The sequence below is a fragment of the Cellulomonas cellasea genome (genome assembly GCF_030372105.1).
GTDB classification, from domain to species: Bacteria; Actinomycetota; Actinomycetes; order Actinomycetales; family Cellulomonadaceae; genus Cellulomonas_A; species Cellulomonas_A cellasea_A.
The window spans coordinates 41,105-57,574 of sequence record NZ_JAUDBQ010000013.1; the positions used below are offsets into that span (position 1 = coordinate 41,105).

12 protein-coding genes are annotated in these 16,470 nt (G+C 73.7%); 7 read left to right on the forward strand and 5 right to left on the reverse strand.

Translation table 11 applies throughout. The features are described from left to right. Nucleotides 1-81 precede the first annotated feature (81 nt). The 3 genes from QUV83_RS12815 (at nucleotide 82) to QUV83_RS12825 (ending at nucleotide 4,205) form a co-directional block, all read left to right on the forward strand. Nucleotides 82-450: a DUF192 domain-containing protein gene (locus QUV83_RS12815; protein ID WP_289564999.1), complete on the forward strand. Its 369-nt coding sequence runs from the start codon at nucleotides 82-84 to the stop codon at nucleotides 448-450. A gap of 208 nt (nucleotides 451-658) precedes the next feature. Further along, nucleotides 659-2,491, forward strand: coding sequence for an ABC transporter transmembrane domain-containing protein (locus QUV83_RS12820; protein WP_289565001.1), 1,833 nt, complete (start codon nucleotides 659-661; stop codon nucleotides 2,489-2,491). Beyond that, nucleotides 2,472-4,205, forward strand: a complete 1,734-nt coding sequence (locus tag QUV83_RS12825; protein WP_289565002.1) for an ABC transporter ATP-binding protein — start codon at nucleotides 2,472-2,474, stop codon at nucleotides 4,203-4,205. The genes QUV83_RS12820 and QUV83_RS12825 overlap by 20 nt, the downstream gene beginning before the upstream one ends. Nucleotides 4,206-4,276: 71 nt before the next feature. Here the strand turns inward: QUV83_RS12825 and QUV83_RS12830 are convergent, their stop codons facing one another. Continuing rightward, nucleotides 4,277-4,885: a GNAT family N-acetyltransferase gene (locus QUV83_RS12830; RefSeq protein ID WP_289565004.1), complete on the reverse strand. Its 609-nt coding sequence runs from the start codon at nucleotides 4,883-4,885 to the stop codon at nucleotides 4,277-4,279. Between the two features lie 93 nt (nucleotides 4,886-4,978). Here QUV83_RS12830 and arfB point away from each other — a divergent pair, with 93 nt between their 5' ends. Then, nucleotides 4,979-5,407 (forward strand): alternative ribosome rescue aminoacyl-tRNA hydrolase ArfB, encoded by a 429-nt coding sequence (gene arfB, locus QUV83_RS12835; RefSeq protein WP_289565005.1) that lies wholly within the window; start codon nucleotides 4,979-4,981, stop codon nucleotides 5,405-5,407. On the opposite strand, the gene QUV83_RS12840 is transcribed toward arfB, so the two are convergent. Then, the gene (locus QUV83_RS12840; RefSeq protein ID WP_289565007.1) at nucleotides 5,373-6,272 is read right to left on the reverse strand and encodes an SURF1 family protein; all 900 of its coding nucleotides are present in this window, start codon (nucleotides 6,270-6,272) and stop codon (nucleotides 5,373-5,375) included. The genes arfB and QUV83_RS12840 overlap by 35 nt on opposite strands. A gap of 414 nt (nucleotides 6,273-6,686) precedes the next feature. On the opposite strand from QUV83_RS12840, the gene QUV83_RS12845 reads away from it, so the two are divergent. The 3 genes from QUV83_RS12845 (at nucleotide 6,687) to QUV83_RS12855 (ending at nucleotide 12,578) form a co-directional block, all read left to right on the forward strand. Beyond that, the gene (locus tag QUV83_RS12845) at nucleotides 6,687-9,179 is read left to right on the forward strand and encodes a phosphoketolase family protein (protein WP_436231918.1); all 2,493 of its coding nucleotides are present in this window, start codon (nucleotides 6,687-6,689) and stop codon (nucleotides 9,177-9,179) included. 61 nt (nucleotides 9,180-9,240) lie between these two features. Then, complete coding sequence (gene pta / locus QUV83_RS12850) at nucleotides 9,241-11,322, forward strand: phosphate acetyltransferase (protein ID WP_289565009.1); 2,082 nt, start codon at nucleotides 9,241-9,243, stop codon at nucleotides 11,320-11,322. Beyond that, complete coding sequence (locus QUV83_RS12855; RefSeq protein WP_289565011.1) at nucleotides 11,319-12,578, forward strand: acetate kinase; 1,260 nt, start codon at nucleotides 11,319-11,321, stop codon at nucleotides 12,576-12,578. The genes pta and QUV83_RS12855 overlap by 4 nt, the downstream gene beginning before the upstream one ends. A gap of 82 nt (nucleotides 12,579-12,660) precedes the next feature. Here QUV83_RS12855 and QUV83_RS12860 read toward each other — a convergent pair whose 3' ends face one another. From QUV83_RS12860 to QUV83_RS12870, 3 genes are all read right to left on the reverse strand, one after another. Next, nucleotides 12,661-13,644 (reverse strand): alpha/beta hydrolase, encoded by a 984-nt coding sequence (locus QUV83_RS12860; protein WP_289565013.1) that lies wholly within the window; start codon nucleotides 13,642-13,644, stop codon nucleotides 12,661-12,663. Then, the gene (locus tag QUV83_RS12865; RefSeq protein WP_289565014.1) at nucleotides 13,641-15,269 is read right to left on the reverse strand and encodes a succinic semialdehyde dehydrogenase; all 1,629 of its coding nucleotides are present in this window, start codon (nucleotides 15,267-15,269) and stop codon (nucleotides 13,641-13,643) included. Before QUV83_RS12865 ends, QUV83_RS12860 begins: the two co-directional genes overlap by 4 nt. Nucleotides 15,270-15,332: 63 nt before the next feature. After that, on the reverse strand, nucleotides 15,333-16,457 hold the full coding sequence (locus QUV83_RS12870; protein ID WP_289565015.1) for a GuaB3 family IMP dehydrogenase-related protein: 1,125 nt from the start codon (nucleotides 16,455-16,457) through the stop codon (nucleotides 15,333-15,335). Nucleotides 16,458-16,470: the final 13 nt, after the last annotated feature.

Here is a 16,470-nt window from a genome sequence, read left to right on the forward strand (position 1 = left end):
CCCGTATGGCCGCACCCCCGTCAGCCGCGGGAGTGGACATCTGACACGAATGCCCACATCGCGCCACACCTCGGAGGAACCGTGACCAACCCCGTCGTCCCGCTGTCGATCGACGGGCGGGTCGTCGCCCAGGGCGAGGTCGCCGACACCTGGGCGCGGCGCCTGAGAGGCCTGCTCGGCCGTCGCCCGTTGCCCGAGGCCCTGGTGCTGAGGCCGGAGAACTCGGTGCACGGCATCGGCATGCGGGAGCCGCTCGACGTGGCGGTGCTCGCGGCGGACGGCGCCGTGCTCGCGACCACCGTGCTGCGCCCATGGCGCGCGACGGCCCCGGTGCGCGGTGGGCACGCGGTGCTCGAGGCGCCGGTGGGCAGCTTCGCCCGCTGGGGGCTGCGCGCGGGGAGCGTCGTCACGCTCGGCGTCCCTGCCGAGCGTGCCGCACCCCAAGAGTGACCCATCACGGTTCCAGCCTGGTGGACCACGGGGCGCATCGCCGTAGGCCCCCGGGCCCAGCCCGAGGCCCAGCAGGGCGCCTGGATTTGAGGCACGGGGCCTAGTGCGGGGCGCGCCGGCCGGAGGCTCTGGGGTCGACGCGGGCGGCTCGCCCGCCCCGCCGGAAAAGGCTTCGGGCGTGTGGGCGCCTGCCCGTACGGTGGCCGACGTGCGTCAACTGCCCGTGCCCGATCCCGGCACCCCTCCGCTCTCCTCCCCTGCGGCCTTCCTCTGGTGGGTCGCACGGCGGCAGGCGGGCCTGCTGACGGCTGGCGTCGCCGTCGGGATCGTCGGGGCGGTCGCGGCAGCTGTCATGCCGTACCTGGTGGGCCAGATCGTCGACGGAGGGCTCGAGGACGGCCTGGGCGCGGAGCTGTGGAAGGGCTGCGCGGTGCTCGCCGCCGTCGGCCTGGTCCAACTCGTCGCGAACGTGTGGGGGCACCGCCTGGACGTCGAGAACTGGCTGCGCTCGGCCTACCGCACCTCCCAGCTCGTGGGGCACCACGTGACCCGCACCGGCGACCGGGTCACCGCCGAGCTGCCCACCGGCGAGGTCGTGGCCACCGTCGCCACCGACAGCCACTGGCTCGGCGAGCTGTACGCCAACACGGCACGGGCCATCGGCTCGGTGGCCGCCTACGCGGTGATCGCCGTGGTGCTGATGCGCACGTCCACCCCGCTGGGGCTGCTCGTGCTGCTCGGACTGCCCGTCGTCGTCGTCTCCCTGGCATTCCTGGTCAAGCCGCTGCAACGACGCCAGCTCGCCCAGCGCGAGGCCCAGGGGCGGCTCACGACCCTGGGGGCCGACACCGTCTCCGGGCTGCGCATCCTGCGCGGCATCGGCGGCGAGGAGGTCTTCGCCGGGCGTTACCGCGCGCAGTCCCAGCGGGTCCGCATAGCCGGCGTGCACGTCGCGCAGACGCAGTCGCTGCTCGACGCGCTGCAGACGCTGCTGCCCGGAGCCTTCCTCGCGATCGTCGTGTGGATGGGCTCCCACCTGGCCATCGCCGGCGAGATCACCACCGGGCAGCTCGTGGCGTGCTACGGCTTCGCCGCGTACCTCACCCAGCCGCTGTGGACCGCCGTCGAGATGATGCGGATCGTCACGCGCGTGGTGGTCGGCACCCGCAAGATGCTCGCGGTGCTCCGCGTTCCCGCCGTCGCCGACAGCGTGGGCACGGGCGACGACGCGGGCCACGGCGCGGCGAGCCCGGGGCCCGGCGACGAGATCGTCGACGAGGCCAGTGGGCTCACCGTGCGGCCCGGCCTGCTGCTGGCGCTGGTGAGCGCCGACCCTGACGAGTCGGCGGCGCTCGCGCTGCGGATCGGCCGGTTCGGCGCCCCCGACGCCGCCGAGTCCGGGACGCGGCCGGCCGTGCGCTGGGGCGGAGCCGCGCTCGACGACCTGCCCCTGGCCGAGGTCCGCGAGCGCATCGTCGTCGCGGAGTCCACCCCCACCCTGTTCACCGGCCCCCTCGCCGAGGAGCTCGACGTGCGCGGCCGCGCCACCGAGGCCGACATGCTCGCCGCGCTGCACGTGGCCGACGCCGCGGACGTTCTCGACTCCGTGCCCGGCGGCCTCGCCGGCGAGGTCGAGGAGAAGGGCCGCTCCCTGTCAGGCGGCCAACGGCAGCGGGTCGCCCTCGCGAGGGCGCTGCTCACCGAGGCGGAGGTGCTCGTGCTCGTCGAGCCCACCAGCGCCGTCGACGCGCACACCGAGTCCCGGATCGCGCAACGCCTCGCGCGCGCCCGCGCCGGCCGCACCACAGTGCTGGTCACCGCGAGCCCCCTGGTGCTCGACGTGGCCGACGAGGTCGCTCTGCTCGTCGACGGGCGCCTCGTCGCCCGGGGCCGCCACCGCGAGCTGATGGACGGCCACGACTCCGCCGCGCAGGCCTACCGCGCCGTCGTCTCCCGCACCTCGGGCGAGGACGCCGCCCACCCCACCACGACCGGCGTCGCGCCGACCAAGGAGGACAGCCGTGAAGCTGCCCGTCGCTGACGGACCCACGCTGCGCCGCCACACCGGCCGGCTGCTCGGCCAGCACCGCCGCGCGCTGCTCTGGGTGGTGCTGCTCAACGCCCTGGCCGCGAGCGCCGGGCTGGCCGGCCCGTGGCTGCTCGGCCGGCTGGTCGACGCCGTGTCCGAGGGCGCCGACGGCGCCTACGTCAACCGCACCGTCGCCGTGCTGGCGATCGCCGTGCTCGCGCAGACCGGGCTCGTCCGGTACGCGCAGCGCTCCGCGATGGTGCTCGGCGAGACGGTCTTCGCGGAGCTCCGCGAGGAGTTCCTCACCACCGTCACGCGGCTGCCGCTGTCCACGGTGGAGCGGGCCGGGACGGGCGACCTGGTCTCGCGCACCACCACCGACATCGACCGGGTGCAGCACACCGTCCGGTTCGGCGTCCCCCGGGTGCTGGTGACGGTCGTGACGATCGTGCTGACGGTCGTCGCGGCGCTGGCCACCAACCTGCTGGTCGCCGTCGCGCTGTTCGCCGGCGCCCCGGTGCTCCTCGCGGTGTGCCGCTGGTACCTGCGCCGGGCCACCCCGGCCTATCTGGCCGAGGGCGCGTCCTACGCCACGATCAGCGGCTCCATCACCGAGTCGGTGGAGGGGGCGCGCACCATCGACGCGCTCGGGCTCGGGGCGCGCCGACGGGCCCGGCTCAACCGGGACATCGGCACGGCCTTCGAGGCGGAGAAGCGCACGCTGTGGCTGCGCACCATCCTGTTCCCCGGCATCGACCTCGCGTTCCTGCTGCCCGTGGTGGGGGTGCTCGCCTGGGGCGCCCACCTGATCTCGACGGGCCAGGCGACCGTCGGCGCGGTCACCACGATCGCGCTGTACGCGGTGCAGGTCATCCGGCCCATCGGCGAGCTGATCTTCTGGCTCGACGAGATCCAGGTGGGCGCCACGTCGCTCGCGCGCATCGTGGGCGTCGCGGACGTCCCCCCGGACCGCCAGCGCGGCGAGGACCAGCCGGTCGACGAGCACCTGGTCGGCCGAGGGGTGCGCTACGCCTACCGCGAGGGCCATGACGTGCTGCACGGCGTCGACCTCGACCTGCGGGTCGGCGAGCGGCTCGCCGTCGTCGGCCCGTCGGGCGCCGGCAAGTCGACGCTCGGCCGCATGCTCGCGGGGGTGCACCCGCCCACCGGCGGCTCCGTGAGCGTCGGCGGGGTGCCGCTCGTGGAACTGCCGCTCGACGCGTTGCGCGGCCACGTCGCGCTCGTCACCCAGGAGCACCACGTCTTCGTCGGCACCATCGCCGAGAACCTGCGCCTCGCGGCGGACGACGCCGACGACGACGCCCTCGAGCGGGCGCTGCGGGCCGTGGACGCCTGGGACTGGGTCGAGGCCCTGCCCGACGGGCTCGGCACGGTGGTCGGCTCGGGCGGGACGTCCCTGACACCCGCGCAGGCCCAGCAGATGGCCCTCGCGCGGCTGGTGCTGCTCGACCCCCACACCCTGGTGCTCGACGAGGCGACGTCACTGCTGGACCCGCGCGCGGCCCGCCACCTGGAGCGGTCGCTGTCCGCGGTGCTCGAGGGGCGCACCGTCGTGGCCATCGCGCACCGCCTGCACACCGCGCACGACGCGGACCGGGTGGCGGTGGTCGACAGCGGCCGCATCACCGAGATCGGCTCACATGACGAGCTGGTCGCGGCGGGCGGCGAGTACGCGGCGTTGTGGCGCTCCTGGCAGAGCGACTGACTCCTGGCGGAGCGACTGACTCTTGGCAGAGCGACTGAGCGGGTCCCCGTGCGTGTGGCGCGGGGCCTCGCTCAGACGGGCACGTCGGTGAGGCGCCCCAGGTACGTCACGTCGGCATCGCTCGCCGCCTCGATCCGGTGGAAGCCGAGCCGGGCGTAGAACCGCTGCGCGCCGAGGTTCTCCGCCGCGACGCCCAGGTGCACGGCGGCGACGCCCCGCTCGGCGAGCGCGCCGAGGAAGGCCCGCATCAGCTCACGCCCGTGGCCCGCGCCCTGGTGCTCCGGCAGCAGGTCGATGTGCAGGTGCGCCGGGTAGTCGGCGAGCGCCTCGCGCACGTTCTGCTCGGGGTGGTGGAGCTGGTCGACCAGCCTGTCCTCGGCCGTGGCCGGCTCGTCCACCCGGGGGTGGCGCGCGGCGACGAGCGGAAGCCAGTGCCGGCGGTACGCGGCCGCCCACCCCTGCGTGTCGGCGGTGCCGAGCACGTAGCCCACGGCGCGGTCGCCGTCGTCGAGCACGAACGCGAGCTCGGGCTCCAGGTGCAGGTAGGGCCCGGCGTAGACGTCCGGCAGCAGGTCGTCGTCGCTGTACCACCCGCGAGCATCCGACCCCGCGGCGCCCGTGCGCACACACACGTCGTACACGTCCTGCCGGTCGAAAGGCTCATACGACCTGACGAACACGCGGTCTCCTTCGACGGTGCGACGCCGGGACCTGGACCCAGCGCTGCGAGTATGCCCGTGACAGACCCCCCTGCGGTAGCGAATCCTGGACGCATGTTCGGATCACGTCGGCTGCGCGGTGGCGCCACGCTCATGCCCGAGGCGCTCGCGTGGCGTTTCTCGCGCTCCAGCGGGCCCGGCGGCCAGTCGGTGAACACCGCCGACTCGCGGGTCGAGCTGTCGGTGGACCTCACAGCGATCGCCTGGACGAGCCCCGCCCAGCTCGAGCGGGTGCGCGAGCGGCTGGCCACCCGGTTGGACGACGACGTGCTCACCGTCGCCGCGTCGGAGCACCGCTCCCAGCTGCGCAACCGCGAGGCCGCGCTGGCCCGGGCGCAGGCCCTGCTGGACGACGCGCTCGCGCCACCTCCGCCACCGCGCCGCCCGACGCGGGCCAGCCGCGCCTCGCGGCAGCGCCGCGCCCAGGGCGAGCAGCGCCGGCGCGCGGTCAAGGAGCTGCGGAGGCGCCCGTCTGCTGGGTGACCGCACCGGGCTCGCCCACCGGCTCGGCCGGGTCCACGGGCTCCACCGGCGCCGGCCCGTCGCCCGCGGCCTCGTCGCGGACCAGGCGGATCCACACGAAGAGCGCGAACCCGCCGAAGATCCACCACTGGGCGGCGTACGCGAGGTTCTGGATGTTCATCCCCGAGCCTGATCGGGTGGGCGTCGGCACGAGCTCCAGCCCGGCGCTGTGCGCGGCGTCCGCGGGCTCGGCGTCGGCGAGGACGACGTAACCCGTCCAGATGGGCCCGGCCCAGGAGCCGAGCAGCTCGGCGGAGCTGATCGCGTCGACCCGGCCCGCGGGCTGCCCGCCGAGCCCTGGGCCCTCTGAGGCCTGCAAGTAGCCGGTGACTGTGACCTCTCCGGTGGGGACCGCGAGCGCCGCGGCGTCGTCGGGGTCGGCCACCCAGCCGCGCACCACGGGCAGCACGGGCGCCGCCTCCCCCGCGTCGTCGCCGGGGGTGGACGGCAGGGTGTCGGTGACCCGCAGCGGTGTGAGCACCAGGTAGCCCACCTCCTCGCCGATCGCCCGCTCCACCACGAGGAGCTGGCCGTCGGGCTCGTAGGAGCCGCGCGCCACCACCTGCTGGCCGACGAGCTCGCCGGTGAAGCTCGTCTGGGGGGCGAACACGTCCCCGATGTCCTGCGGGGCCCGCGCCTCGCGCTCGGCCTGCGCCTGGGCCTCGTCGGCGCCGCCCCGGATCTCGGCCCGGTCGAGCTGCCACATCCCCAGGCGCGCGCACACCACGGCTGCCAGCAGGAGCACTGCCAGCAGCGCGAGCATCCGGGGCCGTGTCGCGGCGCGCAGGAACGTGGTGGGCTCCGCGTGTCGCGTCGTCGCGGACACGGGCTGCGGCGCACCTGTCGGGGGTGTCGCGGGGGGCTGGGTCGCGGGCACGGCTCACGGTAACCCGGGGCCGTGCCCGCAGGTGGCCGGGCTCGGCCGGGTATCGGCCAGTGTGACGGCCGCGACACCCGTGGCCGCGCGCGACGGCCCGAACGCGGGCGACGGCCCGCGCGCAGACGGTGAGTTCGACCACACGCGATCGTGCTGGTGGGCGCGGGAACACGGCCCGACCTGGGCCGCAGCCCGCGGGGCCCCAGCACCGGGCTGTGCGCGGAGTCGCCGCATGGGGTTGTATGACAGAAGGACTCGGAGCGCGGTCCTGGGTCAGACGTCCCAGTCGACCGTCGTGATAGACGCAAGGCTTGGCATGCCTCCGACGCCGCGGCCACGGGGCAGGACGAAAGGCGGGACTGCATGAGCACCACGGCGCCACCGACCACGTCGCACCAGAGCTGGCCGATGGGGGGCCCGGTCGTCGGGCCCGAGACGCTGGAGGTCGTCCACAGGTGGTGGCGCGCCGCCAACTACCTGTCCGTCGGGCAGATCTACCTGCTCGACGACCCGCTGCTGCGCACGCCGCTCACCGTCGACGACGTCAAGCCGCGCCTGCTGGGCCACTGGGGCACCACCCCCGGCCTGAACTTCCTGTACGCGCACCTCAACCGGATGATCCGCGAGCGCCACCAGTCCACCCTGTATGTGACGGGGCCGGGCCACGGCGGCCCGGGGCTCGTCGCGAACGCGTACCTGGACGGCACGTACTCCGAGGTCTACTCGGACATCACCGAGGACGCCGAGGGCCTGCGGCGGCTGTTCCGGCAGTTCTCGTTCCCGGGCGGCATCCCCAGCCACGTCGCGCCGGAGACGCCGGGGTCCATCCATGAGGGCGGCGAGCTCGGCTACTCGCTGTCCCACGCGTACGGCGCCGCGTTCGACAACCCGGACCTGCTGGTCGCGGCCGTCATCGGCGACGGCGAGGCGGAGACGGGCCCACTGGCCACGAGCTGGCACTCCAACAAGTTCGTGCACCCGGTGAACGACGGGGTGGTGCTGCCGATCCTGCACCTGAACGGGTACAAGATCGCGAACCCGACGGTGCTGGCGCGGATCCCGGACTCGGAGCTGCTGGACCTGATGCGGGGCTACGGCCACAAGCCGCACATGTTCGTCGCGGGCTTCGACGACGAGTCGCCGCTGTCGTATCACGCGCGGTTCGCCGAGCTGCTCGACACGGTGATGAACGAGATCGCCGACATCAAGGCGCGGGCCGCCGCCGGCGACGAGTCGCGCCCCACGTGGCCGATGATCATCTTCCGCACCCCCAAGGGCTGGACCTGCCCGAAGGTCATCGACGGCAAGCAGGTCGAGGGCTCGTGGCGGGCGCACCAGGTGCCGCTGGCCAGCGCGCGCGACACCAAGGAGCACCTGGCCACCCTCGAGCAGTGGATGCGCTCGTATGGGCCCGAGGAGCTGTTCGACGCCGACGGCAGGGTGCAGCCGGACATCCGGGGGCTGGCCCCGGACGGCCCGCTGCGGATCAGCGACAACCCGCATGCCAACGGCGGCCTGCTGCTGCGCGACCTGCGGTTGCCGGACTTCCGGGACTACGCGGTGGACGTGCCGACCCCCGGCGGCTCCATCTCGGAGGCGCCGCGCGTGCTGGGCGAGTGGCTCACCGAGGTCATCCGCCGCAACCCGCACAACTTCCGCATCTTCGGCCCTGACGAGACGGCCTCCAACCGGCTGCAGGCGGTCTTCGAGGTCACCGACAAGCAGTGGGACGCGGAGTTCCTGGACCCGGCGGTGGACGAGCACCTGGCCCGGGCGGGCCGCGTGATGGAGATGCTCTCGGAGCACCAGTGCCAGGGCTGGCTCGAGGGGTACCTGCTGACCGGGCGCCACGGGCTGTTCAACTGCTACGAGGCTTTCATCCACATCGTCGACTCGATGTTCAACCAGCACGCCAAGTGGTTGAAGGTGACGCGGGAGATCCCGTGGCGCCGTCCCATCGCGTCGCTGAACTACCTGCTGTCCAGCCACGTGTGGCGCCAGGACCACAACGGCTTCAGCCACCAGGACCCGGGGTTCATCGACCACGTCATCAACAAGAAGGCGGAGATCGTCCGGGTGTACCTGCCGCCGGACGCGAACACCCTGCTCAGCACGTACGACCACTGCCTGCGCAGCCGCGACTACGTGAACGTGGTGGTGTCCGGCAAGCAGCCCGCGCCGAACTTCCTCACGATGGACCAGGCCATCGCGCACTGCACGCGCGGCCTGGGCATCTGGGAGTGGGCGGGCAACGAGGTCCCCGGCGAGGACCCGGACGTGGTGCTGGGCTGCGCGGGCGACGTGCCGACCCTCGAGGTGCTGGCCGCGGCGGACATCCTGCGCCGCGAGCTGCCCGACCTGCGCGTGCGTGTCATCAACGTGGTGGACCTGATGCGGCTGCAGGACTCGAAGGAGCACCCGCACGGCCTGTCCGACCGGGACTTCGACACGCTGTTCACCACGGACAAGCCCGTCGTGTTCGCGTACCACGGCTATCCGTGGCTGATCCACCGGCTCACCTACCGCCGCACCGGCCACCCGAACATCCACGTCCGCGGCTACAAGGAAGAGGGCACCACCACCACGCCCTTCGACATGGTCATGCTCAACGACCTGGACCGCTTCCACCTGGTGATCGACGTCATCGACCAGGTGCCGAGCCTGCGCTCGAAGGCCGCGGGCCTGCGCCAGCGGATGGCGGACGCCCGGATCGAGGCCCGCGAGCACACCCGGGAGCACGGCGAGGACCTGCCGTCCGTGCGGGACTGGGTGTGGCCGGACGCCGGCGAGACCGCCACCGAGGGCGCCGGCCCGATGTACGACGCCACAGCGGCGACGGGCGGTGACAACGAGTAGCCGTACCCGCCGTTCCCTCCGCACCACCCCGCAGATCTCTTCAGAGGAAGAAGCAACACCCGTGTCTCGCAGCATCTACGTCACCTCGGCCGAGGGCGACACCGGCAAGTCCACCGTCGCCCTGGGCCTCGTCGACCTCCTGACCCGATCGGTCGAGCGAGTCGGCGTCTTCCGGCCGATCGCCCGCTCCACCGACACCCCCGACTACGTGCTCGAGCTCCTGCTCGCGCACGACGGCGTCGACCTGGCCTACGAGGACTGCATCGGCGTCACGTACGACCAGGTGCACGCCGACCCGGAGGGCTCGCTCGGCGAGATCCTCCAGCGGTACCACGCGGTCGAGCGGCAGTGCGACGTGGTGATCATCGTCGGCACCGACTACACCGATGTCGCCGGTCCCACCGAGCTGTCGTACAACGCGCGCATCGCCGCGAACCTCGGCGCCCCGGTGCTGCTGGTGGTCAGCGGCAATGGCCGCACGCCCGACGAGGTGCGGCAGATCACGGAGGTCGCGGTCAGCGAGCTCGAGGCCAACCATGCGAACGTGATGGCCGTCGTCGCGAACCGTTGCGTCCCGGCTGAGCTGGACCAGGTCCGCGAGGCCGTCAGCACCGTGGCGCCCGCGTGGGCCCTGCCGGAGGACCCGTTCCTCACCGCGCCCACGGTGCGCCAGCTCATGGACGCCGTGGGCGGCACGCTGGCCGTCGGCGACGAGGAGCTGCTCTCCCGCGAGGTCGTGGACGTGCTGGTGGGCGCCATGTCGATCGAGCACCTGCTCGACCGGCTGCACGACGGCGTGCTGGTCATCACCCCCGGCGACCGCTCCGACATCCTGCTGGGCCTGCTGCTGGCCCACGCCGCCGAGGGCTTCCCCTCGCTGGCCGGCATCATCCTCAACGGCGGGTTCTTCCCGCCGCCGACGGTCGCGAAGCTCGTCGAGGGCCTGGGCTCGCGGCTGCCGATCATCCGCACGGACGCGGGCACGTTCCGCAGTGCCAGCGCCGCCGGGCAGACCCGCGGCCGGGTGTCGGCGGACTCGCAGCGCAAGGTGGACAGCGCGCTGTCGCTGTTCGAGAGCCACGTGGACGGCGCCGCGATCGTCGCGGCGCTGGACGTGCCGCGCCGCGAGGTCGTCACGCCGCTGATGTTCGAGTACGAGCTGCTCGACCGGGCCCGCGCGAACCGCAAGCACATCGTGCTGCCCGAGGGCAACGACGACCGCATCCTGCGGGCCGCCTCGACGCTGCTGCAGCGCGGGGTCGCGGAGCTGACGCTGCTGGGCGACGAGACGTCGATCCGCGCGCGGGCCACCGAGCTCGGGCTGCAGATCGCCGACGCGAAGATCATCGACCCGCGCTCGGGCGAGATGTTCGAGCGCTTCGCCGAGGAGTACACGAAGCTGCGCGCCCACAAGGGCATGACCGTGGAGCGGGCCCGCGAGATCGTCTCGTCCGTGTCGTACTTCGGCACGATGATGGTCGAGCTCGGGCTGGCCGACGGCATGGTCTCGGGCGCGCTGCACACCACCGCGCACACCATCCGGCCGTCGTTCGAGATCATCAAGACGGCCCCGGGCGTCTCGATCGTCTCGAGCGTGTTCCTGATGTGCCTGGAGGACCGCGTGCTGGTCTACGGCGACTGCGCCGTGAACCCGGACCCGACGGCCGAGCAGCTCGCGGACATCGCGATCTCCTCGGCGGCGACCGCCGCGCAGTTCGGCATCGAGCCGCGCATCGCGATGCTGTCGTACTCGACCGGCGAGTCCGGCTCGGGCGCCGACGTCGACAAGGTCCGCGAGGCGACCGCGCTGGTCCGCGAGCGTCGTCCCGACCTGTCGGTCGAGGGCCCGATCCAGTACGACGCCGCGGTGGACGCGTCGGTGGCCAACACGAAGATGCCCGACTCGGCCGTCGCCGGCCGCGCCACCGTCTTCGTGTTCCCCGACCTGAACACGGGCAACAACACCTACAAGGCCGTGCAGCGATCCGCTGGCGCCGTGGCCATCGGCCCCGTGCTCCAGGGCCTGCGCAAGCCGGTCAACGACCTGTCGCGCGGCGCACTGGTGCAGGACATCGTCAACACCGTCGCGATCACAGCCATCCAGGCGCAGGCCCTGGACACCACCTCGGAGGACAACGCGTGAACCCGCTCCACGGATCCGGCGACCAGCCGGGCCAGCAGACCGACGTCACCGAGCACGGCACCGTGCTCGTCATCAACTCGGGCTCGTCGTCGGTGAAGTACCAGCTCGTCGACCCGATCGGCGGCGACGCGATCGCCTCGGGCATCGTCGAGCGGATCGGCGCGGACGACGCGCTGCTCACCCACAAGCACGCGGGCGTCTCCACGAAGCTCACCGAGCCGATCGCGGACCACGGCCAGGCGCTGCGCCGGGTGCTGGAGCTGTTCGCCGAGCACGGCCCGGACCTGGCCGAGGCGGACGTCGTCGCGGTGGGCCACCGCGTGGTGCAGGGCGGCGACGTGTTCGCCGGCCCCGCGCTGATCGACGACGCCGTGGTGGCGGGCATCGAGGCGCTGTCGCCGCTGGCGCCGCTGCACAACCCGGCGAACGCCCGCGGCATCGAGGTCGCCCGCGAGCTGCTCCCGGACGTGCCGCAGGTCGCGGTGTTCGACTCGTCGTTCTTCCGCACCCTCCCGGACGCGGCGGCGACGTACGCGATCCCCCGCGATGTGGCCGCCACGTACTCGATCCGCCGCTACGGCGCCCACGGCACGTCGCACCAGTACGTCTCGGCCGAGGTCGCGAACATCGTCGGCCGCCCGCTCGAGGACCTCAACCAGATCGTCCTGCACCTGGGCAACGGCGCGTCCGTGTCCGCGGTCAAGGGTGGCGTCGCGGTGGAGACCTCGATGGGCCTGACGCCCCTCGAGGGCCTGGTCATGGGCACCCGCTCGGGCGACATCGACCCGGGCGTCGTGTTCCACCTCTACCGGAACGCGGGCATGTCGATTGACGACATCGACGACCTGCTGAACCGGCGCTCGGGCGTCAAGGGCCTGTCCGGCGAGAGCGACTTCCGCACCCTGCACGAGCTGATCGCCGCGGGCGACGAGGACGCGAAGCTGGCGCTGGACGTCTACATCCACCGCCTGCGCAAGTACATCGGCGCGTACACCGCCGTGCTCGGCCGCGTGGACGTCCTGTCGTTCACGGCCGGCATCGGCGAGAACGACGACATCGTGCGCGCGCACGCGCTGGCCGGGCTCGAGGGCCTGGGCTACACGATCGACTTGGAGCGCAACGAGGGCCGCAAGTCCGACGTGACGGTCATCTCCCCCGATGGCGCCGAGACGCTCGTGCTCGTGGTGCCGACCGCCGAGGAGCTGGCGATCGCCCGGCTCACGGTGTCGACGATCGCCGAGGCAGCCCAGGGCTGACCTCGCACGTCATGGCGCGCTCCAGCGCCGCACCACACGACGCCGTGGCCCGCCCGGGCCACGGCGTCGTGTGCGTCCCGGCCTAGACCCCGATGCGGGCCGCGAGGAAGGCCACCGCGCGCTCGAGCGGCGGCACGGGGTCGACGCCCTCGAAGCAGTGCTCGGCGCCGGCCACCACGTCCAGGGCCGCCTCGGGCGCCCCCGCGGCGACCAGCGCGTCGCGCAGCCGCACGCTCTGGTCGAGCCGCACGATCGAGTCCGCGTCGCCATGCAGTAGCAGCACGGGCGGGGCGTCGGGCCGCGCATACGTCACGGGCGAGGCCGCGATGGCCACGGCGGGCCGCTCGGTGGCAGGGCCGCCGAGCATCCGGTCGTCGGCTCCGCCCTCCGCTTCCGGGAAGGCGCTCGAGATGGGGGCGGCGGCGGGCGTGAAGTCGGTGGGCGGGTAGAGCAGCGCCGCGGCCTGCACGGGCCCGGCGAACGCGTCGCCCACCTCGCTGACGGGCCCGCTGGCGGGGTCGGTCGCGCCCACGTCCAGCCCGTCCACGTCGACCCCCGTGCCGGCCAGCGCCAGGAGCGCGGCCAGCTGGCCGCCGGCGCTCTCCCCCATGACGGCGATCCGGCTGCCGTCGACGCCGAGGGCGGGCGCCACGGCGCGCAGGTAGCGCACACCGGCCCGCACGTCGTCGAACGCGGCGGGGAAGGCGGCCTCCCCCGAGAACCGGTAGTCGAGGGTCGCGACAGCCAGCCCGGCCGCGACGCACGCCTCGAAGAGCCACCCCTGGGGCCAGTTGCCGGGGGTGTCGCGGCGGTCGCCCTGCTCCCAGCCCCCGCCGTGCGCCCAGACCACGAGCGGGACGCCACCGCCCATGTCGCCGGGCGCGCTGGCGGCCTCGGGAACGTGCACGTCCAGGGCCACCGGCCGGAACCCCGGCGTGACCCGGTAGACGGCCTCACAGCGGCTCACAGCGCCTGCCACGGCGCCCCGGACGGCGGGCGGCAGCGGCGGCAGCCCGGCGTCGGCCAGCAGCCCGCTCACAGCGCCCGGAGCCAGCGCGTCGCTCACGGCTGCCTCAGCGCCTTCATCGCGCGCAGCAGGTCGGTGTAGACCTCCGTCCACTGCTCGGCGCCGAGGTCGAACAGCCGGTGCAGCCCGATGCCGGGGCCGCCCAGCACCCCGTGCACACCACGCTGCACGGCGACGGTCTGCTGCGCCGTCGTCTGCCAGATGCCCTCGGGGCCGTGCCGGTGGCCGAGCCCGGACTGCCCTTGGCCGCCCTGCGGGGCGCCCGTGGAGCCCCAGCCGGCGACGTACGCCTCGTTGACATTCACGGTGCCGGAGCGGACGCGGCGGGCGATCTCGGCCCCGCGGCGCGTGCTGCGGGTCCACACGCTGGCGTTGAGCCCGAACTCGCTGTCGTTCATCGCGGCGACGGCCTCGTCGTCGGAGGCCACCCGGTACAGGGACACCACCGGGCCGAACGTCTCGTCCCGGAACACGCGGGCCTGGGGCGCCACGTCGGCGAGGATCGTCGGCTCGTAGAACAGCGGCCCGAGGTCAGTGCGGTGCACCCCGCCGGCGAGCACCCGGGCGCCGTGGGTGAGGGCGTCCTCGACGTGCTCGATCACCCGCGCCAACTGCGCGGCGGAGGTCAGGGAGCCCATGTCCGAGGCGTAGTCGAGGCCCGCGCCGAGCCGCAGCGCGCGGGCGCGCCGCACGAACGCCTCGGTGAACGCGTCGGCGACCTCCTCGTGCACGTACAGCCGCTCGATCGACATGCAGAGCTGGCCGGTGTTGGAGAAGCACGCGCGCACCGCGCCCTCGGCGGCGACCTCCACATCGACGTCCTCGGCGACGTACAGGGGGTTCTTGCCGCCCAGCTCGAGGGTCGCGGGGATGAGCCGCTCCCCCGCGCGCGCCGCGACCAGCCGCCCGGTGGCCGTGGAGCCGGTGAAGGTCACCTGGTCGACGTGGTCGACCACCGCGGAGCCGATGTCGCCGTCCCCCACGACGACCTGCAGCACACCCGGCGGCAGTCCGGCCTCCTCGAGCTGCTCAGCCGCCCACAGGGCCGTCAGGGACGTCTGGGGGTCGGGTCGCACCACCACCGCGTTCCCGGCGGCCAGGGCGGGGAGCGCGTCGCCCAGGGTGAGCGTCAGCGGGTAGTTCCACGGCGCGACGATGCCGACCACGCCGAGCGGGCGGCGCCGCACGTCCACCCGGGTCAACACCGGGAGCAGCCCGCGCACGCGCCGCGGCGCCAGGTAGGCGCCGGCGCGGTGGGCGTAGTGCCGGGCGATGATCGCGATGTCGGCGACCTCTTCGTACGCGCTCTGCCGGGACTTGCCGTTCTCCACCTGGATGAGGTCTAGCACGTCGCTCTGCCGCGCGAGGACCAGGTCGTGCAGGCGCAGCAGCACGGCTGTGCGCTCGCGCAGCGGGGTGCGCTCCCAGGTGCGCTGGGCGCGGCGGGCGTCGGCGACCGCGCGCGCCACGTCGTCGGGCGTCGACAGCGGGATGGCCGCGATGGGCGCGCCCGTGTACGGGGCGTGCGTGGTGCGGCTCTGCGCGCCGGGCGACGTCACCACGCGGTCGAGCAGCGTCCGCACGTCGTCGGGCTCGAGCACGTACGTCGCCAGCGGGTCGGTCTCGGGGTCGATCAGCCGGGTGGGGTCAGGATCGTGCGCCATGCACCGAGGCTACGTCGGGAGCGCGGCCCATGCGGACGAACCGCGCCCCCGACGCCGCCGCGATCAGTGCGGCTGGTACGGCGAGACGACGACCTCGACGCGCTGGAACTCCTTGAGGTCCGAGTAGCCCGTCATCGCCATCGCACGGCGCAGCGCGCCCACGAGGTTCAGCGTGCCGTCGGCCGTGTGGCCGGGGCCGAAGAGGATCTGCTCGAACGTGCCGGCCTGGCCGACGCGCACCCGCTCGCCGCGCGGCAGCTTCGGGTGGTGCGCCTCGGGGCCCCAGTGCCAGCCCTGGCCGGGGGCCTCGGTGGCCCGGGCGAGGGCCGCGCCGAGCATGACCGCGTCCGCGCCGCAGGCGATGGCCTTGACCAGGTCGCCCGAGCGCCCGACGCCGCCGTCGGCGATGACGTGCACGTACCGGCCGCCCGACTCGTCGAGGTAGTCGCGCCGCGCCGCCGCGACGTCCGCCATGGCGGTGGCCATCGGCGCGTGGATGCCCAGCGAGACGCGCGTGGTGTGCGCCGCGCCGCCGCCGAAGCCGACCAGCACGCCAGCGGCGCCAGTGCGCATCAGGTGCAGGGCCGCGGTGTAGGTGGAGGCCCCGCCGACGATGACGGGCACGTCCAGCTCGTAGATGAAGCGCTTGAGGTTGAGCGGCTCGGCCCGGCCGGAGACGTGCTCGGCGGAGACCGTGGTGCCGCGGATGACGAACAGGTCCACGCCCGCGTCCACGACGACCTTGGAGAACTCCTGCGTGCGCTGCGGCGACAGGGCGCCCGCCACCGTCACGCCCGCGTCCCGGACCTCCTTGAGCCGCTGCGCGATCAGCTCGGGCTGGATGGGCGCCGCGTACATCTCCTGCATGCGCGCCGTCGACTCCGCCGGCTCGAGCCGCGCGATCTCGGCGAGCAGCGGCTCGGGGTTCTCATACCGCGTCCACAGGCCCTCGAGGTCGAGCACCCCCAGCCCGCCCGCCCGGCCCAGGGCGACGGCCGTCGCGGGGCTCATCACCGAGTCCATCGGCGCGGCCACCACCGGGATGTCGAAGTGATACGCGTCGATCTGCCAGCCGACGGAGACCTCCTCGGGGTCGCGCGTGCGCCGCGAGGGCACCACCGCCACGTCGTCGAAGGAGTATGCGCGCCGACCGCGCTTGCCGCGTCCGATCTCGATCTCGTTGCTCACGGTGACCAGGTTA

What these genes read in the sequence shown, in the direction of transcription:
- arfB (WP_289565005.1), top strand. Translation starts at nt 4,979, where the DNA reads ATGTTCGGATCACGTCGGCTGCGCGGTGGCGCCACGCTCATGCCCGAG.
- QUV83_RS12845 (WP_436231918.1), top strand. Translation starts at nt 6,687, where the DNA reads ATGAGCACCACGGCGCCACCGACCACGTCGCACCAGAGCTGGCCGATG.
- QUV83_RS12865 (WP_289565014.1), bottom strand. Translation starts at nt 15,269, where the DNA reads ATGGCGCACGATCCTGACCCCACCCGGCTGATCGACCCCGAGACCGAC.